The organism is Streptomyces sp. CC224B, assembly GCF_030010595.1.
Classification (GTDB): domain Bacteria; phylum Actinomycetota; class Actinomycetes; order Streptomycetales; family Streptomycetaceae; genus Streptomyces; species Streptomyces longispororuber.
The window spans coordinates 40,289-66,531 of record NZ_JASCXL010000019.1 but is presented as its reverse complement, the minus strand read 5'-3'; the positions used below and the strand labels follow the sequence as shown (position 1 = coordinate 66,531).

Sequence of the window (26,243 nt, the reverse complement as noted above, 5' to 3'; positions counted from 1 at the left end):
TCGTCTGGGGCTCCGCCCCTCTCCCCCACAATCGGCGCTCCGCGCCTCGTCCTCAAACGCCGGACGGGCTGGAATCCCCCCGACTCGCCGCCGTCGGCCACCCCTTCCCCCAACGGCGCTCCGCGCCTCGTCCTCAAACGCCGGACGGGCTGAGATGCCCCCGACTCGCCGTCGCCAGACACCCCTTCCCCCGCAACGGCGCTCCGCGCCTTGTCCTCAAACGCCGGACGGGCTGGTCCTTCCCCGACTCGCCGTCGTCGGCCGTCCGGCACCCGCACTGACGAAGGCGCGAGGCGGACCAATCCAGCCCGTCCGGCGATTGAGGACAAGGCCGCCAGGCCGATGGAAGGGCGGGTGGGTGGGGAACGTGCCTGCGGGCGGCGACGGCGGGGTGTGGGGGCGGTTCCAGCCTGTCCGGCGATTGAGGACGAGGCCGCCAGGCCGATGGGAGGGCGGGTGGGTGGGGGACGTGCCCGCGGGTGGCGACGGCGGGGTGTGGGGGCGGTTCCAGCCTGTCCGGCGTTTGAGGACGAGGCCGGAGGCCGACGGAGGGCGGGTGGGGGGGCGGGGGCCCAGGGGCGTCGTGCGTGGGGCGTCAGTGGGGCGTGCGTGGCCCGAGGCACGGTAGGGCCTGTCCAGAGAACACCGCAGCACAGGAGGCCACCATGCCCACGTCCCGCGAAATCCGCCTCGCCGCCCGCCCGGCCGGCACCCCCGCCCCCACCGACTTCTCCCTCGCCACCACCACCCTCCCCGACACCCCGCCCCCGGGCACCCTCCTCGTCCGCAACCACTGGATGTCCGTGGACCCGTACATGCGCGGCCGCATGGACGACGCCCCCTCCTACATGCCCCCCTTCGAGCTGGGCGCCCCGCTGGAGGGCGGCGCCGTGGGCGAGGTCGTGGCGTCCGGGGCGCCGGAGGTGCCGGTCGGGGCGATGGTCACGCACTTCGCAGGGTGGCGGGAGTACGCCCTGGTCGACGCGGCCGCGGCCACGGTCGTGGACACCGCGCTCGCCCCGGCCTCCGCCTACCTCGGCCCGCTGGGCACGACCGGCCTCACGGCGTACGCGGCGCTGACGCGCACCGCCCCCGTACGGGAGGGCGACGTCGTGTTCGTGTCGGCCGCCGCGGGGGCCGTGGGCAGCGTCGCGGGGCAGGTGGCCCGGGCGCTGGGCGCGTCGCGGGTGATCGGTTCGGCGGGCGGGCCGGAGAAGACGAAGAAGCTCCTCGACACCTTCGGGTTCGACGCGGCCCTCGACCACCGGCAGGGCGGCCTGGCGGAGCAGCTCGCGCAGGCGGCGCCCGACGGCATCGACGTGTACGTCGACAACGTCGGCGGCGACCACCTCCAGGCGGCGATCGGCGCCATCCGCCGCGAGGGCCGTATCGCGCTGGTCGGCGCGATCAGCACGTACAACGACACGACCCCGGCGCCCGGGCCGAACAACCTCTTCCAGGCCGCGAAGCAGGAGGCGTCCCTGCGCGGGATGCTGGTGACCAGCCACCTCGACCTGTTCCCGGAGTGGACGCGGAAGGCCGCCGCGATGCTCGCGGACGGCTCGCTGCGCACGGAGCGGACCGTCGTCGACGGCATCGAGCACGCGCCGGACGCCTTCCTCGGCGTGCTGCGCGGCGCCAACACCGGCAAGATGCTGGTCCGCCTCGCCGCAGGGGCCGAGTGATGGCCGCCGTCCTCGTCGTCACCGGTCATCCGCGTACGGACGCGCTGACGTCCCAGCTCGCCCGGCACGCCCGGGACCGGCTCACCGCCCGGGGCCATACGGTCGACTTCCTGGACCTGGCGGCCGAGGGGTTCGACCCCCGGATGTCCCCCGAGGACGAGCCGGACTGGGGTGACCCGGAGAAGGCGTACTCGCCCGAAGTGCGGGCGCACATGCGGCGGGTGGCGGACGCCGAGGCGATCGTGGTCGTCTTCCCGGTGTGGTGGTTCGGCCTCCCGGCCCTGCTGAAGGGGTGGATCGACCGGGTGTGGAACCACGGCTTCGCGTACGGGCGGGCGGAGCCGCTGCTCGGCCGGACGCGGATGCTGTGGCTCGGGCTGACGGCGTACGGCCGGGAGCAGTTCGCCGGGTCGGGGTGGGAGGAGACGGTGACGCGGGTGCTCCGCACGGGGATCTCGGAGTACTGCGGCATCGGGCCCGAGCGCGCCACGGTCCGGTACGTGTACGACTCGCTGACGGCGGGGGCGGACGCCTTCGCGGTACTGGAGGCGGCGCTGGACGAGCTGATGGCGGGGACGCACGTGCCCGCGCCTGCCGCGCCCGCCATGCCTGCCATGCCTGCCGCGCCTGCCGTGCCTGCCGGGCCCGACGGCGCGTGACAGGCGCCACACGCATCACGCGCTTGACCCTCACATCAATGTGAAGGTTCGACGATGAGGTCACGCGAACGGAAACCGCCGCCGACAGCGGCCATTTCAGCAGAGGTGATCGGAGATGGACAACCAGCTCATGGACAACCAGCTCTACGACTACAGCCCCATCGTCGAGCGTGAGCCGCTCCACTGGCCCGAGGGCAAGCGCGTCGCCTTCTACGTCGGCCTGAACATCGAGCACTTCGAGGTCGGCAAGCCGTCCACGAGCATCTATCCGGGCACCTCGGCCCTCACGCCCGACCCGCTCAACCACGGCTGGCGCGACTACGGGAACCGGGTGGGCTTCTGGCGGATGCTGGAGACGCTGGACCGGCACGGGGTGCGCGCCAGCGCCCTGCTCAACTCCGACGTCGGCGACCGCTACCCGCAGATCGTCGCGGCGGGGCGGGAGCGGAACTGGGCGTGGCTCGCGCACGGCAGGACCAACTCGGTGCTCCACACGGACATGACGGAGGACGAGGAGCGGGCGGCCCTCAAGGACGTCGTCGGGACGATCGAGCGCACGACCGGCACGCGCCCGCGCGGCTGGATGGGCCCGGGCCTGACGGAGACGTTCAACACCCCGCGCCTGCTCGCGGAGTTGGGTCTGGACTACGTACTGGACTGGACGGCGGACGACCAGCCGTTCGCCCTGAACGTGCCGGGCGTGCTGAGCGTGCCGTACACGGTCGAGCTGAACGACATCCAGCTCTTCGTCGTGAAGAGCACCAGCGGCCCGGACTTCGTCCAGATGGTCAAGGACCAGGTCGACCAGTTGTCCGCGGAGGCGGAGGCCACCGACAGCGGCCGGGTGCTGCCGCTGGCCCTGCACCCCTTCGTCATCGGCCAGGCCTTCCGCGCGAAGTACCTGGACCAGGCCCTGGAGTACGTGGTGAACCACCCGGGCGTCTGGGTGACGACGTCGGACGAGATCGCGGACCACTACCGCTCGGCGCGGGCCTGAGCGGAGGCGGCCGGGTCGTCCGGCCGCCCCGCTGCCCCTGGCCGGATACCGGTGCCACATCGCGCCCGCCGCCTGGGCCGACTTCATACGGCAGCCGCAGTAACCCCCTTGACCTCAAGTCCGCTTGAGGTACCAGAGTGGTGGGCATGAACACAGACACCGCTCAGCACGCGGACATCAAGGCCATCAAGGACGTCGTCGCCACCGTGCAGCGCACGCAGCGGGCCAAGGACGCCGAAGGGTTCCTCGAGCTGTTCCACCCCGAGGCGCTGTGGACCACCGGTCACGGCAAGGTGCTCATCGGCTTCGACGCCATCGCCGCTTTCACGCGGGCCGTGCTGCCCTCGGTGGAATGGGACGGCGAGGTCACGTACGAGGTCGTGCACGTGCAGTTCCTGCGGCCGGACGTCGCCGCCGTGAAGGTGCGGCAGGTCTACCACTCGGAGACCGACGGCTCGGAGGGCGCGCCGCTGTACGTCATGACGAAGCAGGAGGACGGGCGGTGGCTGCTGCACGCCAACCAGAACACGCAGGTGCGGGCCGAGGCCGCGTGAGGCACGCCCCGCGCCCCGCCCCGCGGAGGAGGGCAGGGCGCGGGGCCGCTCGGGGGTCCTAGCGGACCGCCCACTTGATGGGCTCCTTGTAGAAGCCCTGGGAGTACGTGACCGCCTTCACCTCGGTGTCGGCGGGGATCAGGTACGGCTCGCACATGGTGCGCTCCTCGCCCGCCTTCCAGATGTCGTCGCCGCCGAGCGTCTTCGCGGCGTCGTGGCGCTTGCAGTCGGCGGGCATGCTGGAGAGGTCGCCGATGAGGATGAACCTGGTCGCCGGGTTGCCGGCCGTGGTCTCGGCGCCGACGTCGCTCATCACCGTCGGCTCCTTCACCGGGTCGCCGCCGACGTGCTTGGCCTTGACGTAGATCCAGGCGATCTTCTTGTCGCCGTACTTCTTGTCGTCCTTGAGCTCCTTGAGGTCCTCCGGCTTGCCGAGGGTGACCTTCGTCGGCGTGATGGAGAACTTCCCGGTCTTCTTGTACTTGGTGATCTCCTGCGCGGGGCCGGCCTGGCCGAGCTTGAGGTTCTTGGGCGCCTCTGATGACGACGCCCCGGCGTCGGAGCCGCCGCCCTTGCGGCTCTTCTTGCCGCCGTCCGAACCGCCGCACGCCGTCACGGCCAGGGCGGTGATCACGGCGGTGGCGGCGAGGCCGAGGCGCCGACGGGTCTGCATTGCTCGCTGAGTGCTCATGCTGCTTCCTGATCTGGTGTTTCTTGGTGTGGGGGGCAAGTCGTGGGGCGTACGTGTTGCGGGGGGACCCACGCCGGGAGCGCGGAGCCGGGCCGGGGCGCGCGGGGGTGCCCCGAAGCAGCCCTCCGGGGGCGTGGCTCCGGGGCGGTAGAGCGCGCGGCAGGGCGCGGGCTCGCGGGCGGCGGGCGCGGCAGGGCGCTCCCGGGGTCCCTAGGGGCTCCCGGGCTCTCCCGGAGGTTCCTCAGGGTTTCCCGGGGTCTCCGGGGGGCCTCCCGGCGGGCGGCCGGGGCTCAAGCTCCCGAGGCGGCCAAGAGCGCCTGCGGCGAGCCGGGGCGGTCAGGCGGGTACGTGCCGCCAGGGGTGGCGCCGCCGACGCCGGTGCGGCCGCCGGTCCGGTCGCGCCGCAGGTGTCCGTTCCGCTGCCGTGGCCTCTGCCATGTCTGGTGACACTCCCCCGTGTCGTCGTACGGCCGCGCACTTGTACGTACGCGATCAGCGCCCACTCTAAGGGGGCCCGGCGGCCCGTCCGGCCGGGGGCCCGGCCCTGGTGGCGGGGGTCCCGGCGGTCCTGGAGAAGGTGTGGAGGCGGGGCGGGAGGGGTGGGGAGAGCGCGTGTACGCGACCAGGAGGCCCGCCGGGGCGGAATCGGTGATTCGCACGGTACGTTTCCCAGCATGTCCATGCCGCCGCCTCCGCAGCCACCGCAGCAGCCGTCCCAGCCGCCGCAGCCGCAGCCCCAGCAGTCCCCGAACCCGTACCAGCAGAACCCGTACGCGCAGCAGCCCGCCGCGGGCGCCGTGCCCCCGGCCCCGTATCCGCACGCACAGCCCCAGCCCGGCTTCGGGCCGCCCGGCGCGGCCCCGGGCGGCCCGCCCGCGGGGAAGCGGCCCGTGCCCGGGTGGCTGTGGGGCCTCGGGGGCGTGGTGGTCGCGTCCGCCGTCTGGGGCGGGGTGCTGTTCGGCACCGGCGCGCTGGACGACGACAGCGGCGGCAAGGCCGCGCTCGGCGGGTACCGGTACCAGAAGAACCTCTGCGACACCGTCACCATCGAGGCGCTCAAGAAGCGCTACGAGCCGCGCGACACCACCGACCCCACCACGCACTACGCCTCCCGCCAGGAGGGGCTCGACGCCAACAACTGCAGTTGGAGCATGAAGGACCGGAACGCGGGCGCGAGCGACTACAGCAGCATCTACGTGTACGCCACCGCCCAGTGGCACAAGAACACCGATCCCACCGGGGAGTTCGCCTCCCTCTACAAGCAGTACGAGGACCGCTCGCAGCCCACGTACAAGTACGAGACGAAGGCGGTCGACGGCCTCGGCGACGAGGCGTTCCTGGTCACCGAGCGGCGCGACCCGAGCGGTGACAAGGAGCTGGCCAGCATGACGCTCGGCGTGCGGGACGGGTGGTTCACGTACGAGCTGCGCTGGAGCTGGTACGGCGGCACCTCGACCAGCGGCACCCGGCCGCCCTCCGACCAGGAGGCCGAGGACATGCTCACGTCCGACACCCGGGACGCGCTGGCCGCGCTCAAGAAGTCGTGACGCCCCGGGCCCGCGGGCGGCAGCACCCCGCGGGCCCGCCGCGGGCCGGGACGGTTACGTCGTACCGGACATGGCGCGGCGCACGCTCCGGGCCCAGGTGACGGGCGCTTTGCCGGTCACGGCAGCGCGCGGCACAGGGCGTCCAGGACCGCGGGCCAGGTGTGGTCGGCGGGGGTGCCGTAGCCGACGACCAGCGCGTCCCCCCGGTCGGCCGTCGCCGCCGGGTGGCGGAAGCGGGACAGGCCCTGGAGCGCCAGGCGCTGCCAGCTCGCGGACTGCACCACCACCTGCTCGGTGCCCGGCGGCAGTTCGAGCACCGCGTGCAGCCCGGCCGCGATGCCGGTGACGCGGACGTCGGGGGCGCGCTCGGCGAGCGCGGCGACGAGCTGGTCGCGGCGGCGGCGGTAGCGCAGCCGCGCCGCGCGCACATGGCGGTCGTACGCCCCGGACGTCAGGAACTCGGCGAGCGTGAGCTGGTCCAGCGCGCCGCCGGACGCCCCGGCCGCTTCCTTCAGCTCCGCCACCTGGGAGGCGATGGCCGCGGGCAGCACCATCCACGCGATCCGCAGGGCGGGAGCCAGGGACTTGCTGGCCGTGCCCAGGTAGACGACGCGGTCCGGGTCCAGGCCCTGGAGGGCGCCCACCGGCTGGCGGTCGTAGCGGAACTCGCCGTCGTAGTCGTCCTCCAGGATCAGCCCGTCCGCCCGCCGCGCCCACTCGACGGCCGCCGCCCGCCGGTCGGGGCGCAGCGGGACGCCGATGGGGAACTGGTGCGCGGGGGTCAGCAGCACCGCCCGGTGCCCGGCGAGGCCGTCGGTGCGCGTGCCCCGCTCGTCGAGGGCGAGCGGGCGCGTGCGCAGCCCCGTCCGCGCGAGCCGGTTCCAGTGCAGGTCGAGGCCGTACGACTCGACGGCGATGTCCCGCAGGCCGCGCTCGCTCAGGAACTCGGCGAGGAGGCTGAGACCGTGCACGAAGCCCGGTACGACGACGATGCGGTCGGGGACCGCGTGGACGCCCCGGGCGCGGGCGAGGTACCCGGCCAGGGCCCGGCGCAGTTCGATCCGGCCGCGCGGGTCGCCGTAGCCGAGGGCGTCGCCGGGGGCCGCTGCCAGCGCGCGCCGGGCCGCCTTCAGCCACTCGGCGCGCGGGAACGAGGTGACGTCGGGGGTGCCGGGCATCAGGTCGTGCACGGGGCCGCCGCGCGTGCGGGGCGGGCGCGCGGGCCGCTCCGGGCGCGGCACGTCCCGGGCGGCGACCCGGGTGCCCGAGCCCTGGCGGGCGGTGAGCCAGCCCTCCGCGACGAGGTCCGCGTACGCGTCGGCGACGGTGTTGCGCGCGACCCCGAGGTCGGCGGCGAGCGCCCGGGACGACGGCAGCCGCGTCCCGGGGGCGAGCCGGCCACCGCGGACCGCCTCGCGCAGCGCGTCCGTGAGGCCCCGGCGCACCCCGGAGCGGGGGCCCTTGCCGAGCGCGTCCAGGTGGAGGTCGAAGCTCCGCGCCGTCGTGGCGGGGGGATCTCCGGCGTCCGAAGTGGCCCACGAATTCTCCATGGGAGTGGACCATATCGGTGGGCTAATCCGGCCGTACGTTCGTTGCATGACGAACACGACGCAGACACCGCGGACGACCGCCGCTCCCCACCCGCACGGCGACGAGCGCCTCCCCGAGCACACGCCCCGCCTCAACATGGCCGAGCTGGCCCCGGAGGCGTACAAGGCCATGATCCGGCTCGCCGCCGCCGCAAAGAAGGGCGTCGACCCGGTGATCTACGAGCTGGTGCAGATCCGCGCCTCGCAGATCAACCACTGCGCGTTCTGCCTCGACATGCACACCAAGGACGCCCTCGCGGCGGGCGAGAGCGTCGAGCGCATCGTGCAGCTCTCCACCTGGGAGGAGTCCAAGCACTTCTACACCGCCCGGGAGATCGCGGCGATCGAGCTGACGGAGGCCGTGACCGTCCTGACCGACGGCTTCGTCCCCGACGAGGTGTACGAGCGGGCCGCCCGGCACTTCGACGACAGGGAGCTGGCCCACCTCATCGCCGCGATCACCCTGATCAACGGCTGGAACCGGTTCGCCGTGACCACGCGGATGGTGCCCGGGCACTACACCCCGGGGTCGACGGCGCACCGCCCGGCCGACTGACTGACCGACCTGCCGACCGACCGCCGTACCGGGACCCCGCGGCCGCCGCAGGCCGGAGGACCGAAGGAAACCGAAGGGAACGGAGCAGCCCACCCATGATCGAGCGCGACGCCACGATCGGCCTCGACCCGCAGCAACGTCAGCCTCCGCAAGCCGCCCACCTACCAGCCGGGAGAGCACAAGTGACCGCCACCGCCGCCGCGTTCGGCGCCCTGCACCGCGACAGGGCGCCCGGGGAGCCGCTGGTCCTGCCCGGGCCGTGGGACGCCGCCGCCGCCCGCGTCTTCGAGGAGGCCGGGTTCCCGGCGCTCGCCACGCCCAGCGCGGGTGTCGCCGCGTCGCTCGGGTACGCCGACGGGGCCGTGCCGCCGCGCGAGATGTTCGAGGCCGTCGCGCGGGTGGCGCGGGCCGTGTCCGTGCCGGTCAGCGCGGACGTGGAGGACGGGTACGGGCTGCCCGCGCGGCAGTTGGTGGGACGGCTGTGGGACGCCGGGGTCGTGGGGTGCAACCTGGAGGACTCCACCGATGGCCGTCTGAAGGACCCCCGTGAGCAGGCGGAGTACCTCGCCGCCGTGCGGGAGGCCGCGGGGCGGGAGCTGTTCGTCAACGCGCGCGTCGACACGTATGTGCGGGGGGTCGCGGACCTGGAGGAGACGGTGGCGCGGGCCCGGCTGTACGTGGAGGCCGGGGCGGACTGCGTCTACGTCATCATGGCGCCGGTGGAGGTGCTGCCCGCTCTGCGCGAGCGGGTGGACGCTCCGCTGAACGCGATCTGCGTGCCGGGTGGGCCCTCCCCCACGGAACTCGGGAAGCTCGGTGCCTCCCGGGTGACCTTCGGGCCGGGGTTGCAGCGGCGGGCCATGGAGGCCCTGCGGGAGATCGCGGCGGGGCTGGGCTGACCCTGCCGGGGGCTCCCCGAGCCCGCCCCTTCCCGAAACCATGGGCTGCCGCCCCTGGACCCCGCCTTATCGGCCTCCGGCCTCGTCCTCAAACGCCGGACGGGCTGGAACTCTCCGCCGAGCGCGCAGCGCGATCGCGGGGGTCCAGGGGCGGAGCCCCCTGGTTCGCTGGGCTTAACTAGGCAGCCAGGCCTTCCACTTGGGCTCGTTGGCGGAGAGCCATCGTTCCGCCGCGTCCTCGGGGGACATCTTCTTGTCGGCGATCATCAGGGACACCTCGTTCTGGTCGGACTCCGACCACCTGAAGTTCTTCAGGAACTCCGCCGCCTTCCCGCCGTTCTCCGCGAAGTCCGCGTTGAGGTACTTCTGGAGCGGCGTGTGCGGGTACGCGCACCTGATCTCGGCGGGGTCCGCGTCGCAGCCCTCCTTGTAGGCGGGGAGCTCGACCTCCGTCATGGGGACCTTCTCAAACAGCCACTGGGGCTTGTACCAGTACGTGAGGAACGGCTTCTTCTGCTTGGCGAACTGTTCGATCTGGGTGATCTGGGCCGCCTCGGAGCCCGCGAAGACGACCTTGTAGTCCAGGCCGAGGTTCTTCACGAGGGCCTTGTCGTTGGTGACGTAGGACGGGGAGCCGTCCATCAGCTGGCCCTTGCCGCCGGACTCCGGGGTGCGGAAGTCCTTCGCGTACTTGTTGAGGTTCTTCCAGTCGGTGACGTCGGGGTGCTTCTTCGCGAAGTACGTGGGGACGTACCAGCCGATGTGGCCGGTGACGCCGACGTCGCCGCCGGGGACGATCGTCTTCTTGTCCTTGACGTACCGCTGCTCCTGCTCGGGGTGGCCCCAGTCCTCCATGATGGCGTCGACGCGGCCCTGGCTGAGCGCGTCCCAGGCGGGGACCTCGTCGATCTGGACGGTGTCGACGCGGTAGCCCAGCTCCTTCTCCAGGATGCGCTTGGCCACGGCGACGTCCGCCTGGGCGCCGACCCAGGACTGCACGGACAGGGTCACGGTCTTCGCGCCCGCCGCGTTGGCGTACGGGGACGACTGCTTGGTCATGTCGGCGGCGCCGCAGGCGGACAGCGTCAGCAGGGCCGTGGACGCCGCGACGGCGGCGGCGACTCGCTTGCGTGTACGCATGTCACGCTCCCTTCTTCGCGCGGCGTTCCGTCGGCTGGGTCACCCGGTCGAGCATCAGGCCGAGGCAGACGATCGCGGCACCCGCGACCAGGCCGGTCGCGAGGTCGCCCTGGGCCAGGCCGAAGACGACGCTGTAGCCGAGCGCGCCGCCGCCGACGAGGCCGCCGATGACGACGACCGCGAGGACGAGGACGACGCCCTGGTTGACGGCGAGCAGCAGCGCCGGGCGGGCCAGCGGCAGCTGGACCTGGCGCAGCACCTGCCAGTCCGTGGCGCCGAGGGACTTCGCGGACTCCATCGCGCCGGGGCTGACCTGGCGCAGGCCCTGCGTGGTGATGCGGACGACGGCGGGCAGCGCGTACACCACGGCGGCGGCGACCGCCGGGGCGCGGCCCACGCCGAACAGCGCGACCACCGGGATCAGGTACACGAACTGCGGCATCGTCTGGAAGACGTCCAGGACGGGGCGCAGGACGCTCTCCAGGCGCTTGCTGCGCGAGGCGGCGACGCCGATCGCGAAGCCGAGGACGAGGGTGACCGCCACGCCCGCGATGACCTGGGAGAGGGTGTCCAGGGAGTCGTTCCAGACGCCGAGGACGCCGATCGCCGCCATGGCGAGGACCGCGGTGAGCGCCGTCTGCCAGGTGCCGATCACCCAGGCGAGCGCCGCGACGATCAGGAGCACCGACCACCAGGGCAGCCCCTGGAGGCCGTCGCGCAGCGGGTCCAGGACGTACGTGGTAAAGTGCGCGGCCCAGTCGGCGGTGCCGCCCACGACCGGGACGCCGGTGTAGAGGTGGTCGACCATCCAGTCCTTGGCGGTGTTCACCGGCTCGGCGATCGCCACGACCCAGCTCGTCGGCCACTCCAGGCGGCCGGCGAACCGGGCGGCGAGCGCCGCGGCCAGGGTCGCGGCGGCGGCCACGGACCAGCCGCGCCAGCCGCGCAGCGGCGAGGTGTCCTCGGGCCGGTCGGCGCCCAGGCGTTCACCCGCCGCGCCGGTGACGCGGTCCAGGACGACGGCGAGCAGCACGATCGGGATGCCGGCGGCGAGGGCCTGGCCGACGTCGACCGAGGCGAGGGCCTGGTAGACGCGGTCGCCGAGGCCGCCCGCGCCGATCACGGAGGCGATGACGGCCATGGACAGGGCCATCATGATGGTCTGGTTGAGGCCGAGGAGGAGTTCCTTGCGGGCCAGCGGCAGGCGTGCGGACAGCAGGCGCTGGCGGGCGGTCGCGCCGAGCGAGGCGACGGCCTCCATCACGCCGCCGTCGGCGCCGCGCAGGCCGAGCGCCGTCAGGCGGGCCATCGGCGGGGCCGCGTACACGACGGTCGCGAGGACGGCGGCGGGCACGCCGATGCCGAAGACGAGGACGACGGGCAGCAGGTAGGCGAAGGCGGGCAGCACCTGCATGGTGTCGAGGACCGGCCGCATCATGCGGAACACCCGGTCGTTGAGGCCGCCCGCGAGGCCGAGCAGCAGGCCGAGGACCACGGACGCGAGGACGGCCACGGTCATCAGGGCCAGCGTCTGCATGGTCGGCACCCACATGCCGAGCAGCCCGCAGACGCCGAACGCGGCGGCGGCCGTCACGGCGAGCCTCACGCCCGCGACGCGCCAGGCGATCAGTCCGGCGGCGGCGGTGACGCCCGCCCAGCCCGCGGCGAGCAGGAGCAGGTAGACGCCGCGCACGGCGAGGACCACGGCGTTGGAGACGTGGCCGAAGAAGTACAGGAACAGCGGGTGGCTGTCGCGGTTGTCGATGATCCAGTCGCTGGCCCTGCCGAGCGGCTCGGACAGGTCGACGGTGAGCGCGTCCGGCCAGGCGCCGGAGGCCCACTTGGCGTTCACGATCGGCACGGTGATCGCTGCCGCGAGGGCGAGCAGCAGGAGCTTGTGCACGGCGCGGTGGCGGAGCAGGGCCCCGAGCCCGGTGCCGCGTACGGAGGTTGACGCGGTGGCGGAGGCCATCAGGCGGTCACCTCACCGGGTATGTCCGCGGCCTTCCCGGCCGCTGGGGGCTGCCCGGCCTCCCCTGCCGCCGGGGGCTGCCTGGTGGGCGCGGCCTGCCGGACCGGGGCGGAGGGGGCGGCGGAACCGGTGGGCACGGCGGGCGCGGCCGGGGCCGGGTCCACGCCCGCGACCACGCCGAGCAGCCGCTCCTGGTCGACCACGCCCAGGCAGCGGCCCTCGTCCATCACGCGGGCGGGGAAGCCGGAGCGGGCGACGGCCTCGATGGCCTCGGAGACGGTGGCGTCGGGCGCGACGGCCGGGCCGCGGCCGTCGTCGGCGCAGGCGGGGTCGAGCGGGCGCATGGCGCGGCGGACCGTCATGACGTGCTCGCGCGGCACGTCCCGGACGAAGTCGCGGACGTAGTCGTCGGCCGGGGAGCCGACGATCTCCTCGGGCGTGCCGAGCTGGACGACGCGGCCGTCGCGCATCAGGGCGATGCGGTCGCCGAGCTTGAGGGCCTCGCTGAGGTCGTGCGTGATGAAGACCATCGTGCGGCCCTCCTCGCGGTGCAGGCGCACGACCTCCTCCTGCATGTCGCGGCGGATCAGCGGGTCGAGCGCGCTGAACGGCTCGTCGAAGAGCAGGACCTCGGGGTCGGCGGCGAGGGCGCGGGCCAGGCCGACGCGCTGCTGCTGGCCGCCGGAGAGCTGCCCGGGCCTGCGCGCCTCCAGGCCCTCGAGGCCCACCTTGGCGACGACCTCGGCGGCCCTCTCGCGCCGCTCGGCCTTGCCGACGCCCTGGATCTCCAGGCCGTACGCCACGTTGTCGAGGACCGAGCGGTGCGGGAGCAGGCCGAAGTGCTGGAAGACCATGGACGCGCGGTGGCGGCGCAGCTCGCGCAGCCGGTTCTTGTCCATCGCGAGGACGTCCTCGCCGTCGATGGCGACGGACCCGGACGTCGGCTCGATGAGCCGGGTCAGGCAGCGGACCAGGGTGGACTTGCCGGAGCCCGACAGGCCCATGACGACGAAGACCTCGCCCTTGTGCACGTCGAAGGACACGTCCCGTACGGCGGCGGTGCAGCCGGTGCGCTCGCGCAGCCCGGTGGGGGTGAGAGCGGTCAACTCCGGGTCGCCGGGGACGCGTTCGGCCTTCGGACCGAAGACCTTCCACAGGTTCCGGACCGTGAAGACGGGGGCCGCCGCGGGGGCGGACTCCTGGGCGGAGCCGGTGCGGGGGGTGGTGGCGGCTGCGTTCATCGGCCGTCACCCCCCAGGATCTCGGCACATTTCTCCCCGACCATGAGCACTCCGATCATCGGGTTCACGGCGGGCATCGTCGGGAAGACGGATGCGTCCGCGATACGGATTCCTTCGAGGCCCCTGATCCTCAGCTCCGGGTCCACGACGGCGAGTTCATCAGTGGAGGCGCCCATTCGGCAGGTGCCCGCCGGGTGGTAGACGGTGTGCGCGGCCTTGCGGACCAGCTCGCCGATCTCGGCGTCGTCGGTGACGTGCGGGCCGGGAAAGACCTCGCGCTTGAGCCACTTCCTGAACGGCTCGGCCTCGGCGACCTTGCGGGCCAGCTTGATCCCGTCCACGAGGGTACGCCCGTCGTAGTCGTCCTCGTCCTCGAAGTACCGGAAGTCCAGGGCGGGCTTGACCTCGGGGTCGGCGGAGGTGAGGTAGAGGCGGCCGCGGGAGCGGGACTTGGGGATGTTCGGGGTCATCGACACGCCGTGCTCGGGGCGTTCGTAGCCGAGGCGCTCCGGGTTGTCGGTGAACGGGATCTGGTAGAAGTGGAACATCAGGTCGGGGCCCTTGTGCTCCGGGTCCCGCTTCACGAACAGGCCCGCGTCGGAGTCCATCGCGGAGTTGCCGGGGATCGGCCCGTTCGTCTCCCAGACGATGACCGACTCCGGGTGGTCGATGAGGTTCTCGCCGACGCCCGGCAGGTCGTGGACGACGGGGATGCCGAGCGCTTCGAGGTCCTTCCGCGGGCCGATGCCGGAGTGCAGCAGCAGCCGCGGGGTGTCGACGGCGCCGGCGCAGACCAGGACCTCGCGGCGGGCGGACAGCAGCCGCTCCGCGCCGTCCTTGGCGCGGACGTGCACGCCGCGCGCCCTCCTGCCGTCGAGCTGGAGCTTGTACGCCCACGTCTCCAGGAACAGGTGGAGGTTGGGGCGGTCACCGGCCTCCATGTGCGGGTGGAGGTAGGCCACGGACGCCGAGGAGCGCTTGTTGTTCTCCGGGTGGTAGGCGAGGTCGAAGAAGCCGACGCCCTCGTCGAACGGCCGGTCGTTGAAGCCGACGACCTCGGGGACGTCCAGGGCCTCCTTGACGGCCTCGATCCAGTCGGTGGCTATCTGGTTCTGGTCCTTCTTGGCCACGCGCACGATGTTGTTGCGCAGCTTGCCGAAGTAGGGGTCCATCGCCTTCGCGTTCCAGCCGGTGGCACCGGCCGCCTCCCACTCGTCCCAGTCGGACGGCAGCGGCTTGAAGGAGATCAGCGTGTTGTGCGAGGAGCAGCCGCCGAGCACCTTGGCGCGGCTGTGCAGGATGTGCGAGTTGCCCCGGGGCTGTTCGGTGGTCGTGTACTCGTAGTCGAGCTCGCCGCCGAGGAGGCCGAGCCACTTGCGCAGCGTCAGGACGTCCTCGCGGTCGATGTCGCTCGGGCCGCCCTCGATCACCGCGACGGTGACGCCGGGGTTCTCGGTCAGGCGTGAGGCGATCACCGATCCGGCGGTGCCGCCGCCGACGATCACGTAGTCGAACTCGGTGGGGGCCTGCGGGTGGTCGGACGTTTCAGTCATGGCGGTACTGCTCCTCGTCGCTGCCAAGGTGCTTGCGCGTAAGGGGGTGTGCGGGGTGTGCGTAGAAGGGAGGTGTGCGTAAGGGGGGGTGCGGGGGCCGGGCGCCGGGCCTGTCGCGGGATCGGCGCCGCGCCGGTCCGGGGACCGGCATTGAACCGCGGGAGGGCTCGGCGGTGAACCCTCCGTGGTGAAAGGGGCCGGGGAGGCCGCGGGGGCTCGCGGGCCCCGTGGCGGGTGGCTGGGCGGGCGGCTGAGCGGCCGGCCCACCGCGGGCTCCTCGGGGCGGGTGCGCCCGGGTGCGGCCCCGCGGTGGGCCCTCGGGGCTCAGCCCTTGAACCAGCGCACCGGGGCGGGCGCCAGGTTCTCGTAGACGTGCTTGGCCTCGCGGTACTCGGCGAGTCCTGCCGGGCCCAGCTCGCGGCCGACGCCGCTCTTGCCGAAGCCGCCCCACTCCGCCTGCGGCAGGTAGGGGTGGAAGTCGTTGATCCAGATCGTGCCGTGGCGCATCCGGCGGGCCATGCGGCGGGCGCGGCCGGAGTCGGTGGTCCACACGGCGCCCGCGAGCCCGTACTCGGTGTCGTTGGCGAGGGCCAGGGCCTCGTCCTCGGTGCGGAAGGTCTCCACGGTCAGGACCGGGCCGAAGACCTCCTCGCGGACGACCTTCATCCCGCGGTGGCAGCCGTCCAGGACGGTCGGCTCGTAGAAGTAGCCGGTGGCGGGGCGGACGTCGCTCGGCTCGGGGCGCTTGCCGCCGCAGCGGAGCACCGCGCCCTCCCGCAGGGCGGAGGCCACGTACGCCTCGGTCTTCTCGCGCTGCTCCTTGGAGACCATCGGGCCGACCTCGACGCCGTCCTCGGTGCCCCGGCCGAGCCTGATCCGCTCGGCGCGGCGGGCGAGTTCGGCGACGAAGCGCTCGCGCACCGACTCCTCGATGATGAGGCGCCCGCCGGCGGAGCAGACCTGGCCGCTGTGGATGAAGGCGGCGTTGAGGGCCTGGTCGACGGCCGTGTCGAAGCCCTCGTCGGTGGCGCAGGCGTCGGCGAAGACGACGTTCGGGTTCTTGCCGCCGAGCTCCAGGGCCACCTTCTTCACGCCGAGCGCGGCGGCCTGGGCGACCTTGGTGCCGGAGACGAGGCCGCCGGTGAACGACACCAGGTCCACGTCGGGGTGCTCGGCGAACCGGGCGCCGACGGTGTGGCCGGGGCCGGTGACGACGTTGGCGACGCCCTCGGGCAGGCCCGCCTCGACGAGCAGCTCGACGAGCGCGACCGTGGTGAGCGGCGTGACCTCGCTGGGCTTGACGACGAAGGTGTTCCCGGCCGCGAGCGCGGGGGCGATCTTCCAACTGGCCTGGAGCAGGGGGTAGTTCCAGGGCGTGATCATCGCGCAGACGCCGACGGGCTCGTGCACGACGACGCTGTGGACGTCGTCGGACCCGGCGTCCACCACGCGGCCCGCGCCCTCGCCGACCACGAGGTCGGCGAAGTACCGGAAGGCGTCGGCCACGCAGTCGACGTCGACGCGGCCCTCCTCCAGGGTCTTGCCCGCGTCCCGGCTCTCCAGCAGGCCGATCTCCTCGCGGTCGCGGACCAGCAGGTCGGCGACGCGGCGCAGCAGCGCGGCGCGCTCGGCGACGGGCGTGTCCGGCCAGGGGCCCTCGTCGAAGGCCTGCCGGGCGGCCGCGATCGCGGCGTCCGCGTCCTCGGCGCCGCCCTCGGCGATCAGCGCGAAGGGCTTTCCGTCCGCCGGGTCGACGATCTCGCGCGTGGCGCCGGATGCCGCCGCGCGCCAAGCGCCGCCGACGTGGATGGTCTTCTGTGCGGACACGTCCCTGTTGCCTTCCGTTCCTGGCACTTTCTCACCTCATGCCCCACCTGGTCACCTGTGGTGGCCGGGTGCACCTCCCCTGACCGGGGAAATTCCATGCCGAATCAGTGGCCGAAAGTGCGCTGTGTCACTGCCTGCCTGGGTAGACGGGGTGAAACGTACGCGGGAAGCACGTTCTGTCACTGGAGGTGGCGTTATGGCACGAATGTCTCGGACGCGGGGGCGCGCCGCGAGCGCGGTCTGCGTGACGGCGGCGCTGGCGCTGCTGGTGCCCGCGTGTTCGTCGGACGACGACGGTGGCGGCGACGGCGACGGCAAGGGCAAGAGGGGCGGCAAGGCGGGCCAGGGGGACCGGGGCACCGCGGCGCTGAGCGCCCGGGAGATCTCCGACAGGGCGAAGCGGGCGCTGCTCGGCGCCAAGTCCGTGCACATCAAGGTGGAGGACCGGAGCACGGACGGCGAGAAGGACGACCCGGCGCACATGGACCTCGCCCTCGACCGGGACGGCAACTGCGCCGGAACCATCGGCTTCGCCCGCGGCGGGGGCCGGGCCGAGCTGGTGAAGCGGGGCGAGAAGGTCTGGCTGAAGCCGGACGACGCGTTCTGGAGGAGCCAGCTGCCGCGCGGCCGTGGCGCGGCGGCGGCCGAGCTGTTCGAGGGCCGCTACCTCCACGGCAGCACGCGCGACGAGATGCTCAGGGACCTCTCCGAGATCTGCGACCTCAAGGAGCTCCGCAGCGGCGTCGACGACGACGCCGAGGAGAGCAAGGGCCTGAGGAAGGGCGGCGGGACGACGGTCGCCGGCACGCGGGTCATCCCGCTGACGGCGACCGAGGACGGCACGGACAAGGCCCTGTACGTGGCGTCGGAGGGGAAGCCGTACCCGATCCGCGCCACGGAGAAGGACGGCGACTCCGACCGGACGACGACGTTCTCGGACTACGACGAGCCGGTCCCGGTCAGGACGCCCGCGGCGAAGGAGTCGGTGGACATCGCCAAGCTGCAGGAGCGGCTGCGGCAGCCGTGAGGCCACGGGGCGGGCGGGGCCGCGGGGGGCTGGGGGGCGGGCGGGGTCAGGCCAGGCCGTCGGCGGGCTCGTCGGCGGGCTCGTCCCGTACGGACAGGGCCGCCACCCACATCGGCATCAGCCAGTGCGTGACGAGGGCGCAGAACATCACCTGGAACACCAGCGCCTTGACCTCCACCCCGGAGAACCCGGCGACGCCCGTGCCGGCCACGGCGGCAAGCAGCAGCCACAGCATGATCTGCTGGGCGCGGGCCCGCACCCGGTCCCTCTCGGCGCGCTGGCGCTCGTCGAGGGCGCGCGGCCGCAGCTCCAGCAGGCCGCGGGTGGTGCCGTTGATGATCCCGGTGGCCACGCACCAGGGCACCAGCAGGCCGAACATCACCAGCACCCCCCACGTCGACTCGCCGACCACGGTGGCCAGCCAGGCCGCGACGGCCCCCGCCGTCAGGGCGATGTGCGCGCACACCACGGCGCGGCGCCGGGCGGCGGAGCGGCGGAAGGACCCGGCATCGGCCCGGTTCATCAGGGCGTGCATCCGCCGGTCGTACGAGGTCATCTGCTGCTGCGCCATGTCTGGTGGTCCTTCCCGTACAGCTCGTCCGTGAGCGGGCGGAACGGCTCCAAGGAGAACAGCGCCTCGACGGGGAGCCCGAAGTACCGCGCGATCTTCAGGGCGAGGTCGAGGCTCGGGTTGTACTGCCCCCGCTCGATGTAGCCGATGGTCTGGTAGTGGACCCCCACGGCCTCGGCCAGGCTCTGGCGCGACACCTTTCGCTCGGCGCGCACCACGGCCAGCCTGTTGTGGACCTGCTCGCTCATGTATAAGAAGTACTACATTCGGCAGCGTGACAGCAACAGCTCGCCCTCGCGCGGCGTCATCCAACAGCAGGCGCAACAGGCCCAGCATTCACAGCACCCCGGCGGCCGCGGCCTTCACCCTGGCCTGACGGACTCCGGGCCCTGGCGCACCACGTCCCGTACGCACCCCCGCAGCCAGGCGTGCGCCGGGTCCGCGTCGTGGCGCGGGTGCCAGGCCATGGCGAGGGCCAGCGGCGGCAGCTCCAGCGGGACCGGGAAGGTGACCAGGCCCAGGGCGTCGGTCAGCGGCCGCGACCAGGAGGTGTCCAGGCCCACCAGGTCGGTGCGCAACAGGATGAACAGCGACGCCGGGTACGTGGCCACGGTGCCCACCACCCGCCGTTGAAGGCCCCGTTCGGCGAGCGCCGCGTCGAGCGGCCCGGTCATGCGGCCCTTGCGGGACACCGTCAGATGGTCCGCGGCCGCGAACCGGCGCGGCGTCATCCGCCCCTCCAGGAGCGGGTGTCCGGGCCGTACGACGCCGACCATGACGTCCTCGCGGAAGCGCTCGACCCGCAGCTCGGGCGCGACCGTGTCGATGACGCCGACCTCCAGGTCCGCGGCGCCCTCGCGCAGCAGGGGCGCGTCGAGCCGGCTCTCCGGCAGGAAGCGCAGCCGCACCCCGGGCGCCTCCTCGGCCGCCCGGGCGAACAGCGCCGGGGCGAACGCGGCGGCCAGCGAGTCCTGGCCCACGACGGTGAGCGTCCGCTCGACGGTCCGCAGGTCCTGCGCCCCGGGCCCGGCGAACACCGCGCGGGCCCGCTCCACCACCGCCCCGACCTCCGCGCGCACCGCCAGCGCGTACGGCGTGGGCACCATGGCGTGGCCCGCCCGCACCAGGACCGGGTCGCCGAGCGCCTTGCGGATGCGGCCGAGCGTCCGGCTCATCGCGGGCTCGGACAGGTGCAGGCGCCGGGCCGCGCCACGCACGCTGCCCTCGTCGAGCAGAGCGTCGAGGGCGAGCAGCAGGTTCAGGTCGACGTCGGGGCGGGGCGCGGGCCCCGGCTCACCGGATCGCGGCACGCGTCACCCCTCCTCACGAAGGCTGCGCCGGACGGCGGGTACCGGCCGAGCCTACGGCGCGCCCCCGGGCGCGGGTCAGCCGGTCCCGGGGTCGGGGCACACGGTGTTCGGCGGGCAGAACCAGGTCAGGGCGGTGGTCACCAGGGTCTTGACCTCGTCCAGGCCCGCGGCCCGCGCCCCGTAGCCCACGAGCGCGTACCGCTTGCCGTCCGCCGCCTCGAAGCGGTGGTCCACGACGTACCAGGTGCCGACGTCCGGCTCGCCGTCGATGCGGCCCGTCACGTACGTGAGCCGCGCCGCGGGCCGCGTGCCGTCCCCGAGGGTCCTGAGCGACAGCTTCCGGAACGCCGGGGACTTCGGCACCTTCGTGTCGTCGAGGAAGTCCCGGAACGACGCCTGCGGCGACGGCTCGCTCACCTCGTACACCTGGAGCCGCCGGTTGGCGCCGTAGTCACGGAAGTTGACGACGGACATGCCGCCGTGCAGCGACTCCACCGCGGTGCGGCTCCAGCCGATCGGCACGGCCACCCGGAACCCCTCGGGGTCGGTCACGGTCTCGTAGCCGCGCGGCGGGACCGCCGCCGTGGAGGGCGCGCCGTCCGCCGGCGACGGCGAGGCCCCGCCGCCCTGGTCGCCCTGCTCGCTCCGGTCGCCCTGCTCGCCGGCCACGGACTGCGGCCCGAGGAGGTACGCCGTCGGCTCCGGCTCGTCCTTCCAGCCCAGCGCCCAGGCGCCGAAGGCGACCCCGCAGGCCGCGAGGGCCGCGACCACCCCGCGCAGCGCGGCCTGCTGGCGCAGCGCGTCCCGGGCGTGCAGCGCGGCGATCTCCCGCTCCCGGTCGTGACCGACCCACTCCTGCCGGTCCTCGTCGAAGACACGCACCGGCTCAGCCCGGGAGCTGCGGGAGCTGGGCGAGGGCCTGGAGGACGGCCGTCACGGACGCGGCCGTCGCGGCGGCGGGCGCGTACGCCGCGAGGTGCGCGCACACCCGCGCGACCGGCCCCGGACCGCTGCGCCCCGTCCGCGTGATCTCGCCCTCCACGGCGGCGAGTTCGGCGTCGAGGTCCTCGTCCCCGGCCGCGCGTGCCCCGCCCGCGAGGTCCCGGCGCAGGCGGCGTACCGCCGTGAGCAGGTCCGCGTACTCCGGCCGGGCCACGACGGTGGTGTAGTTGGTGGACTCCGCCGTGCCGTGCTCGCCGAAGGCCTGGGAGCCGCCGTTGATGGCGTTGATGGTGACCGTCGTCCCGCCGCTCCCGGCCCCGCTCCCGCTCCCACCGGTGCCGCTCGCACCGGTGCCGCCGCCCCGGTTCCCGCCGCCGTTCCCTGCTGTGTGGCCGTCGGTGCCGTCGTGCGCGTCGTCGCTCATACCGTGCTCTTCTCCGTGTGGGTGGCCTGGCCGTGGGTGCCCGTGGCGAGGGCGCCGCCGGACATCTCGTTGATGTACACGCCGCTGTTGTTGATCTGCGTGATGTTCTGCTCCAGGCGGTCCGTGCGGTAGCCGCTGCGCCGCAGCGCGTCGCGCACGCCCTCGCCGATGCGGTCCTGGAGGGTCTTCGTGTACCGGGCGACGTCCATCTCCTGGAACAGGGACAGCTCGTCCGTGGCCGCGAGCTGGCGCAGCGAGACCAGCGGGGCGTCGGGGGGCGCGGTGCGCGCGGGCAGGGCGCGGGCGCCGAGGGCCCGCAGTGCGCGCACGGCGGGAGGCAGCGGGCGCGCGGGGGCGACACCCTTGACGCCGTGGTGCGCTTCCGCCGCGCCGGACTTGGTCAACCGCTGCGTCAGGCCGGGCTTGTCGGGCGCACCGCCCGCGTCCGGTCGCCGTGGCTCCGCGTCCGTTTCCGTGGCGTCCCCGGCCGCGCACCACAGCCGGATCGCGTCGCCCAGCGACGGCAGCGCCCGCAGCGCGCCGATGCCGAGCGCCACCCCGAACGCGGGCCCGGCCACGCACGCCCGTACGGCGTCCCGCAGCGGCCCCGCGGGCTCGCTCGCCGCGACCGCGTCGACCTCGCGGAACTCGGGCAGGACGGGGCCGAGCACGTGCGGCACCACTTCGAGCACCAGCATGCCGCCCTGGGTGTGCACCCGGACCAGGAGCGAGACCACGACCTGCTCGTTCCAGGAGCCGACCCGCAGCCGCAGGAAGTGGCGCCGGGCCTCCCCGCCCTCGCCCACCGCGCCGGCGAGGTGCCGCCGCGCCTGCTCGGCGTCGTACACGAGCGCGGTCTCGTCGCCGTCGCCCGTGTACAGCCGCTCGTCGCGGCCCGCGCCCGCCGGCAGGTACACGAACTCGTCGATCTCCAGGTGCCGCAGCCGGTCCTTGCTCGTGGCCCCCGCCGAGCTGCGCAGGGCCCGCAGCCGGGGCTCGATCATGGTGAGGACGTCACGGGCGGAGAGCGGGACGCGGGCGCCCTGCCCCGGCAGGCCCCCCGCCGTGTCCCTCGTGTCGTCGCGCTTCAGCTCCAGGACCACGGACCACGGCTTGCGGGGCGTCCCGGCGCCGACGAAGGGGCGGTTGACGTCGTAGAGGGTGAGCGGGGCGGCCTGTTCGCGGCGCACGCGCGCGGCGATGCCCGCGTACCGCGCGGGCAGGAGGGGCTGCTCGGTCTCGGCGAACACCTGCCGGCCGAGCTGCGTCCGCAGCGCCCGCTCGGCGCGGAACCGGTGGCGCCAGACGACCGCCGCCACAAGCAGCGGGAAGATCACCGGGTACGGCGTGTCGGCGATGCCGTCGAGCGCCGCGACCCCGTACGCGACGGCGAACACCCAGGCCTGGAACGTCACCAGCCACCCGAACCGCCGCCGCAGCCAGGCCAGCACCGCGGGCAGCGCCACCGGCCGCAGCGGCGCCCCGGTGCCGGTGTCGCGGCCGGAGACGATCCGCCCGCACCACAGGAGCAGGACGACCGCCGCGTACCAGAGGGCCCAGCCGCCGGGCAGCACGGCGCCGGTCTCGCCCCCGGGGCCGCCGTCGCCGCCCCCGTCGACGGGCAGCCGGAGCACGTCCCCGAAGGACAGGCCCGCGTCGCCGCCGGCGCGGTCGTTCGCGGCGTCCCAGGCCATCACCGCGTCGGTGGCGAGGAACCCCGCCCACACCGCGAGCAGCAGCAGCGCGCTGACCAGTTCCTCGCGCCGGGCGCGCAGCGCGTGCGCGAGCACCGGCAGCACGTCCGCGCCGAACGGCGGCGCGACCGGGCGCTCGGCGTGGCCGACGAGTTCGCCGATGACCCGTCTGCGGAAGTCCGCGTTCGTCCGCGCCCCGGCGCACAGCAGCCGCGTCGCCTCGGTGTGCGCGTAGTCGCGCGGTGAGTCGCCTCGCATGGCGGGCACCGTAGCGGCGCGGCGGCGGCCCCGTACGCGGAATCCGGCTGCTGTCCTCCGGACCGGCGAGGCGGGCGGGGCGGGTGTGCCGGGGCGGTCGCGGGGAGAACGGCGAACGCCCCTGGTGGCCGTGGGAACGGCCACCAGGGGCGTCTCGTGTGCGCGCGTCCGCGGTGCGTCCGGGCGCGGTCCGCTGCGTGCGGACGCGCCCGGATGCGTCCAGGCGCGTCTGGACGCGGGTACGGGGTGCGGCCCGTCCGCGTCCCGTGGTGCCTACGTCGCTCAGATGAGGCCGAGGGAGCGGACCGCCTCGCGCTCCTCCTCCAGCTCCTTGACGGAGGCGTCGATGCGGGCGCGGGAGAACTCGTTGATCTCCAGGCCCTGCACGATCTCGTACGTGCCGTTCTTGGTGGTGACCGGGAAGGACGAGATCAGGCCCTCCGGGACGCCGTACGAGCCGTCCGACGGGATGCCCATGGACGTCCAGTCGCCCTCGGCGGTGCCGTTCACCCAGGTGTGGACGTGGTCGATCGCGGCGTTCGCGGCCGACGCGGCCGAGGACGCGCCGCGGGCCTCGATGATCGCGGCGCCGCGCTTGGCGACGGTCGGGATGAAGGTGTCGGCCAGCCACTGCTCGTCGTTGACGACCTCGGCGGCGTTCTTGCCCGCGATCTGGGCGTGGAAGACGTCCGGGTACTGGGTCGCCGAGTGGTTGCCCCAGATGGTGAGCCGCTTGATGTCCGAGACCGGGGTGCCGGTCTTCTTCGCGAGCTGCGAGATCGCGCGGTTGTGGTCGAGGCGGGTCATCGCGGTGAAGCGCTCCGCCGGTACGTCCGGGGCGGCGGCCTGCGCGATGAGCGCGTTGGTGTTGGCCGGGTTGCCCACGACCAGGACCTTCACGTCGTCCGCGGCGTGGTCGTTGATGGCCTTGCCCTGCGGCTTGAAGATGCCGCCGTTGGCCTCCAGGAGGTCGCCGCGCTCCATGCCCTTGGTGCGCGGGCGGGCGCCGACGAGGAGGGCGACGTTGGCGCCGTCGAAGGCCACGTTCGGGTCGTCGGTGATCTCGATGCCGCGCAGCAGCGGGAAGGCGCAGTCGTCGAGCTCCATCGCGGTGCCCTCGGCGGCCTTCAGCGCCGGGGTGATCTCCAGCAGGCGCAGGTTGACCGGCACGTCGGCGCCGAGCAGGTGGCCCGACGCGATGCGGAAGAGCAGCGCGTAGCCGATCTGGCCGGCCGCGCCGGTGACGGTGACATTCACGGGAGTGCGGGTCATGGCGATCTCCGTAAGAGCTCGGCGGTCGGGGCCCCTGCCCCATGTGCTGGATCCTCGCCGACGCCGCCTCGATCGCTTTTCGATGATCGATCTCTTGGCATCAAGAGAGATCCGCGGTCAGGCTACCGCCTGGTCCGGCCGGGGGCCGCAGGGGGTGGCGCAGCCCTGCCGGGCGGGGGCCCGCCTGGCGGCCGCCACCTGACCCGCCTGGCGGCCGCCACCTGAGGAGGGGGGAGTGGCGGCCGCCTTGGGGGTGTGACCACTCCCGTGGGGGTAGGGGGCGCTTGCCCCGTGGGGGGCGGGTCATGCGGGGGCCTCGGCGGTTTTTTGGGTTCTCTTTCCCGCCCGCCCACCCGTGGCTCCCCGGCTTTCGCCCGGCCGGGTCCGGCGCCCGCGCTTTCCCTTTTTTGTCACTTCGTGCAGGCCCGTTGGCCTGTGGTCAGGGTTGCGCAGGCCTTGGCCTGGGTGGGGGAGGTGACCGCCACCATCGGCGTGTACGCGTCCGCGTCCCCGTCCACCGTCCCGCTCTGCCGGCTCCCCGCGCCCCGGCCCGCCCCGGTGATCCGCACCGTGTCCCCGGGCCGCGCCTGCGTTATGCGCGCCCACGCGGCCCCGCAGGCCTTGCTGTGGCGCACCTCGACGAGCGTCTTCGCGCCGACCGTCACCCGTGCCGTCGTACGGGCGAACTCGCCCCCGCAGCCCATGTCCTCCGGGTCCTTGCCCGCGCACGCGGCCCCGCCGCACTCCACCCCCGGCGGCAGGTCCGCCGTGGACCTCGTGGGCGCGGCGGACCGCTTTGCCCTGCCGTCGTCCCCGTCGTCGCCGACGCCGGTGAGGAACACCGCCGCCGCGATGACGGCGAGCGCACCCCCGACCCCCGCGAGGAACATCGTCAGCTTCCGCTTGCGCCGCTGCCCGTCGGGCGACTTCCCGTCGGGCCCCACGGACACCACGGGCACGCTCCCGGCCCCGCCGCCGTACGCCGTGGCGGCCGAGGCGTGCGCGGAGGCCGCGGCCGTGGGCGGCGTCGCCGAGGCGTCGTACGAGGGGGAGGACGGCGCGGAGGAGGCCGTGGAGAGCGAGGAGCCGGCGGGCGGCGGCACCGCTCCCGGGGCCGCCGCGCCCTGGACGGCCGGCCCCACCCCGGCACCTCCGGCCACCGGCGCCCCGTGCCGCACGCCCTCCTGGCGCGGCGGCACGACCGGGGAGACGCCCGCCGGGCCCGCCACGCCGGTCACCGCGCCGACACCGCCGCGGGCCCTGCCCGGGCGGCCACCCTTCGCCTTGGGCGGGTCGGGCGCGGCGAGTTGGCCGAGGGCCGCGCGGGCCTGGGAGATGCGGATCGCCTGCATCGTCATGTCGTGCCGCATCTCGGAGCGGCTCCAGGCGCGCTCCGCCAGCTCCCACATGGTCACGAGGTGCACGGCGGGCGTGCCGGTGACCTCGGCGAGGGCGACGACGGCGCCCTTGGGAGCGAGCAGCCGCCCGTTCAGATAGCGCTCCCAGGACGTCTTGCTGTAGCCGGTGCGGTCCGCCACGGCGGCGACGCTGAGGCCGCTGCGGTCGACGAGCCCGCGCAGTTGGTTCGCGAACTCCCTGACCTGTGGGTCGAGATCGTCCGGCAGCGCTTTCCAACGAGGCATCGCTTCCCCTATCCCCCCGTGCGTGCTTGTCCCCCACGCGTCGTGCTCCCCGGACCGGCGCCCCTCGGACCCCCGAACGCTCCGGTTCTGGACTACCCAGAGAGATGCACCGGGCCAGGATGGCAGTTCCCAATTTAGGGGCGCACGGGAGCATTTGGGCCGGATACGCCCCGTCGTACGCTCCGCGGCCCG

Annotated in this window: 23 protein-coding genes; 8 read left to right on the top strand and 15 right to left on the bottom strand. The window is 73.9% G+C overall.

Translation table 11 applies throughout. From position 1 onward, the window contains the following. Positions 1–665: 665 nt before the first annotated feature. The 4 genes from QK440_RS10305 (at position 666) to QK440_RS10290 (ending at position 3,895) form a co-directional block, all read left to right on the top strand. Entirely contained in the window at positions 666–1,685 is a 1,020-nt protein-coding gene (locus QK440_RS10305; protein WP_282792719.1) for an NADP-dependent oxidoreductase, read from the top strand. Further along, a complete protein-coding gene (locus QK440_RS10300; RefSeq protein WP_282792718.1) occupies positions 1,685–2,344 on the top strand; it encodes an NAD(P)H oxidoreductase in 660 nt (219 codons plus the stop codon). The genes QK440_RS10305 and QK440_RS10300 overlap by 1 nt, the downstream gene beginning before the upstream one ends. Before the next feature lie 115 nt (positions 2,345–2,459). After that, positions 2,460–3,341 carry a polysaccharide deacetylase family protein gene (locus QK440_RS10295; RefSeq protein WP_282792717.1) on the top strand — a complete coding sequence of 294 codons (882 nt, stop codon included), beginning with the start codon at positions 2,460–2,462 and terminating at the stop codon, positions 3,339–3,341. A 146-nt stretch (positions 3,342–3,487) separates the two neighbouring features. Beyond that, the gene (locus QK440_RS10290) at positions 3,488–3,895 is read left to right on the top strand and encodes an SgcJ/EcaC family oxidoreductase (protein ID WP_282792716.1); all 408 of its coding nucleotides are present in this window, start codon (positions 3,488–3,490) and stop codon (positions 3,893–3,895) included. A 58-nt stretch (positions 3,896–3,953) separates the two neighbouring features. On the opposite strand, the gene QK440_RS10285 is transcribed toward QK440_RS10290, so the two are convergent. Further along, on the bottom strand, positions 3,954–4,586 hold the full coding sequence (locus tag QK440_RS10285) for a hypothetical protein (protein WP_282792715.1): 633 nt from the start codon (positions 4,584–4,586) through the stop codon (positions 3,954–3,956). Between the two features lie 674 nt (positions 4,587–5,260). On the opposite strand from QK440_RS10285, the gene QK440_RS10280 reads away from it, so the two are divergent. Next, a complete protein-coding gene (locus QK440_RS10280) occupies positions 5,261–6,133 on the top strand; it encodes a hypothetical protein (RefSeq protein WP_282792714.1) in 873 nt (290 codons plus the stop codon). Positions 6,134–6,249: 116 nt separating this feature from the next. Here the strand turns inward: QK440_RS10280 and QK440_RS10275 are convergent, their stop codons facing one another. Then, positions 6,250–7,683 carry a PLP-dependent aminotransferase family protein gene (locus tag QK440_RS10275; protein ID WP_282792713.1) on the bottom strand — a complete coding sequence of 478 codons (1,434 nt, stop codon included), beginning with the start codon at positions 7,681–7,683 and terminating at the stop codon, positions 6,250–6,252. A gap of 136 nt (positions 7,684–7,819) precedes the next feature. On the opposite strand from QK440_RS10275, the gene QK440_RS10270 reads away from it, so the two are divergent. Together QK440_RS10270 and QK440_RS10265 are read left to right on the top strand one after the other, a co-directional pair. Beyond that, positions 7,820–8,278 (top strand): carboxymuconolactone decarboxylase family protein, encoded by a 459-nt coding sequence (locus QK440_RS10270; RefSeq protein ID WP_282792741.1) that lies wholly within the window; start codon positions 7,820–7,822, stop codon positions 8,276–8,278. Between the two features lie 95 nt (positions 8,279–8,373). Then, positions 8,374–9,177 (top strand): isocitrate lyase/phosphoenolpyruvate mutase family protein, encoded by an 804-nt coding sequence (locus QK440_RS10265; RefSeq protein ID WP_282792712.1) that lies wholly within the window; start codon positions 8,374–8,376, stop codon positions 9,175–9,177. Positions 9,178–9,351: 174 nt separating this feature from the next. Here QK440_RS10265 and QK440_RS10260 read toward each other — a convergent pair whose 3' ends face one another. From QK440_RS10260 to QK440_RS10240, 5 genes are all read right to left on the bottom strand, one after another. Next, positions 9,352–10,317: an ABC transporter substrate-binding protein gene (locus tag QK440_RS10260; RefSeq protein ID WP_282792711.1), complete on the bottom strand. Its 966-nt coding sequence runs from the start codon at positions 10,315–10,317 to the stop codon at positions 9,352–9,354. Position 10,318: 1 nt separating this feature from the next. Beyond that, positions 10,319–12,289, bottom strand: coding sequence for an ABC transporter permease subunit (locus QK440_RS10255; protein WP_282792710.1), 1,971 nt, complete (start codon positions 12,287–12,289; stop codon positions 10,319–10,321). Then, positions 12,289–13,530, bottom strand: coding sequence for a glycine betaine/L-proline ABC transporter ATP-binding protein (locus tag QK440_RS10250; protein ID WP_282792709.1), 1,242 nt, complete (start codon positions 13,528–13,530; stop codon positions 12,289–12,291). Before QK440_RS10250 ends, QK440_RS10255 begins: the two co-directional genes overlap by 1 nt. Then, complete coding sequence (locus tag QK440_RS10245) at positions 13,527–15,083, bottom strand: GMC oxidoreductase (RefSeq protein ID WP_282792708.1); 1,557 nt, start codon at positions 15,081–15,083, stop codon at positions 13,527–13,529. The genes QK440_RS10250 and QK440_RS10245 overlap by 4 nt, the downstream gene beginning before the upstream one ends. A gap of 324 nt (positions 15,084–15,407) precedes the next feature. After that, complete coding sequence (locus QK440_RS10240) at positions 15,408–16,910, bottom strand: aldehyde dehydrogenase family protein (RefSeq protein ID WP_282792707.1); 1,503 nt, start codon at positions 16,908–16,910, stop codon at positions 15,408–15,410. A 196-nt stretch (positions 16,911–17,106) separates the two neighbouring features. Here QK440_RS10240 and QK440_RS10235 point away from each other — a divergent pair, with 196 nt between their 5' ends. Next, positions 17,107–17,937, top strand: a complete 831-nt coding sequence (locus QK440_RS10235) for a hypothetical protein (protein ID WP_282792706.1) — start codon at positions 17,107–17,109, stop codon at positions 17,935–17,937. A gap of 46 nt (positions 17,938–17,983) precedes the next feature. Here the strand turns inward: QK440_RS10235 and QK440_RS10230 are convergent, their stop codons facing one another. The 8 genes from QK440_RS10230 to QK440_RS10195 all read right to left on the bottom strand — a co-directional run bounded on the left by QK440_RS10230 (position 17,984) and on the right by QK440_RS10195 (position 26,051). Beyond that, entirely contained in the window at positions 17,984–18,508 is a 525-nt protein-coding gene (locus tag QK440_RS10230; protein ID WP_282792705.1) for a hypothetical protein, read from the bottom strand. Continuing rightward, entirely contained in the window at positions 18,490–18,756 is a 267-nt protein-coding gene (locus QK440_RS10225; RefSeq protein WP_282792704.1) for a helix-turn-helix transcriptional regulator, read from the bottom strand. The genes QK440_RS10230 and QK440_RS10225 overlap by 19 nt, the downstream gene beginning before the upstream one ends. 114 nt (positions 18,757–18,870) lie before the next feature. Beyond that, positions 18,871–19,818, bottom strand: a complete 948-nt coding sequence (locus tag QK440_RS10220; protein WP_282792703.1) for a LysR family transcriptional regulator — start codon at positions 19,816–19,818, stop codon at positions 18,871–18,873. A 75-nt stretch (positions 19,819–19,893) separates the two neighbouring features. Then, positions 19,894–20,700 (bottom strand): hypothetical protein, encoded by an 807-nt coding sequence (locus tag QK440_RS10215; protein ID WP_282792702.1) that lies wholly within the window; start codon positions 20,698–20,700, stop codon positions 19,894–19,896. 4 nt (positions 20,701–20,704) lie between these two features. Next, positions 20,705–21,184, bottom strand: coding sequence for a hypothetical protein (locus QK440_RS10210; RefSeq protein ID WP_282792701.1), 480 nt, complete (start codon positions 21,182–21,184; stop codon positions 20,705–20,707). Beyond that, positions 21,181–23,136 carry a hypothetical protein gene (locus QK440_RS10205; protein ID WP_282792700.1) on the bottom strand — a complete coding sequence of 652 codons (1,956 nt, stop codon included), beginning with the start codon at positions 23,134–23,136 and terminating at the stop codon, positions 21,181–21,183. The genes QK440_RS10210 and QK440_RS10205 overlap by 4 nt, the downstream gene beginning before the upstream one ends. Before the next feature lie 282 nt (positions 23,137–23,418). Then, a complete protein-coding gene (locus QK440_RS10200) occupies positions 23,419–24,408 on the bottom strand; it encodes a malate dehydrogenase (RefSeq protein ID WP_282792699.1) in 990 nt (329 codons plus the stop codon). Between the two features lie 410 nt (positions 24,409–24,818). Continuing rightward, positions 24,819–26,051: an XRE family transcriptional regulator gene (locus QK440_RS10195; protein ID WP_282792698.1), complete on the bottom strand. Its 1,233-nt coding sequence runs from the start codon at positions 26,049–26,051 to the stop codon at positions 24,819–24,821. Positions 26,052–26,243: the final 192 nt, after the last annotated feature.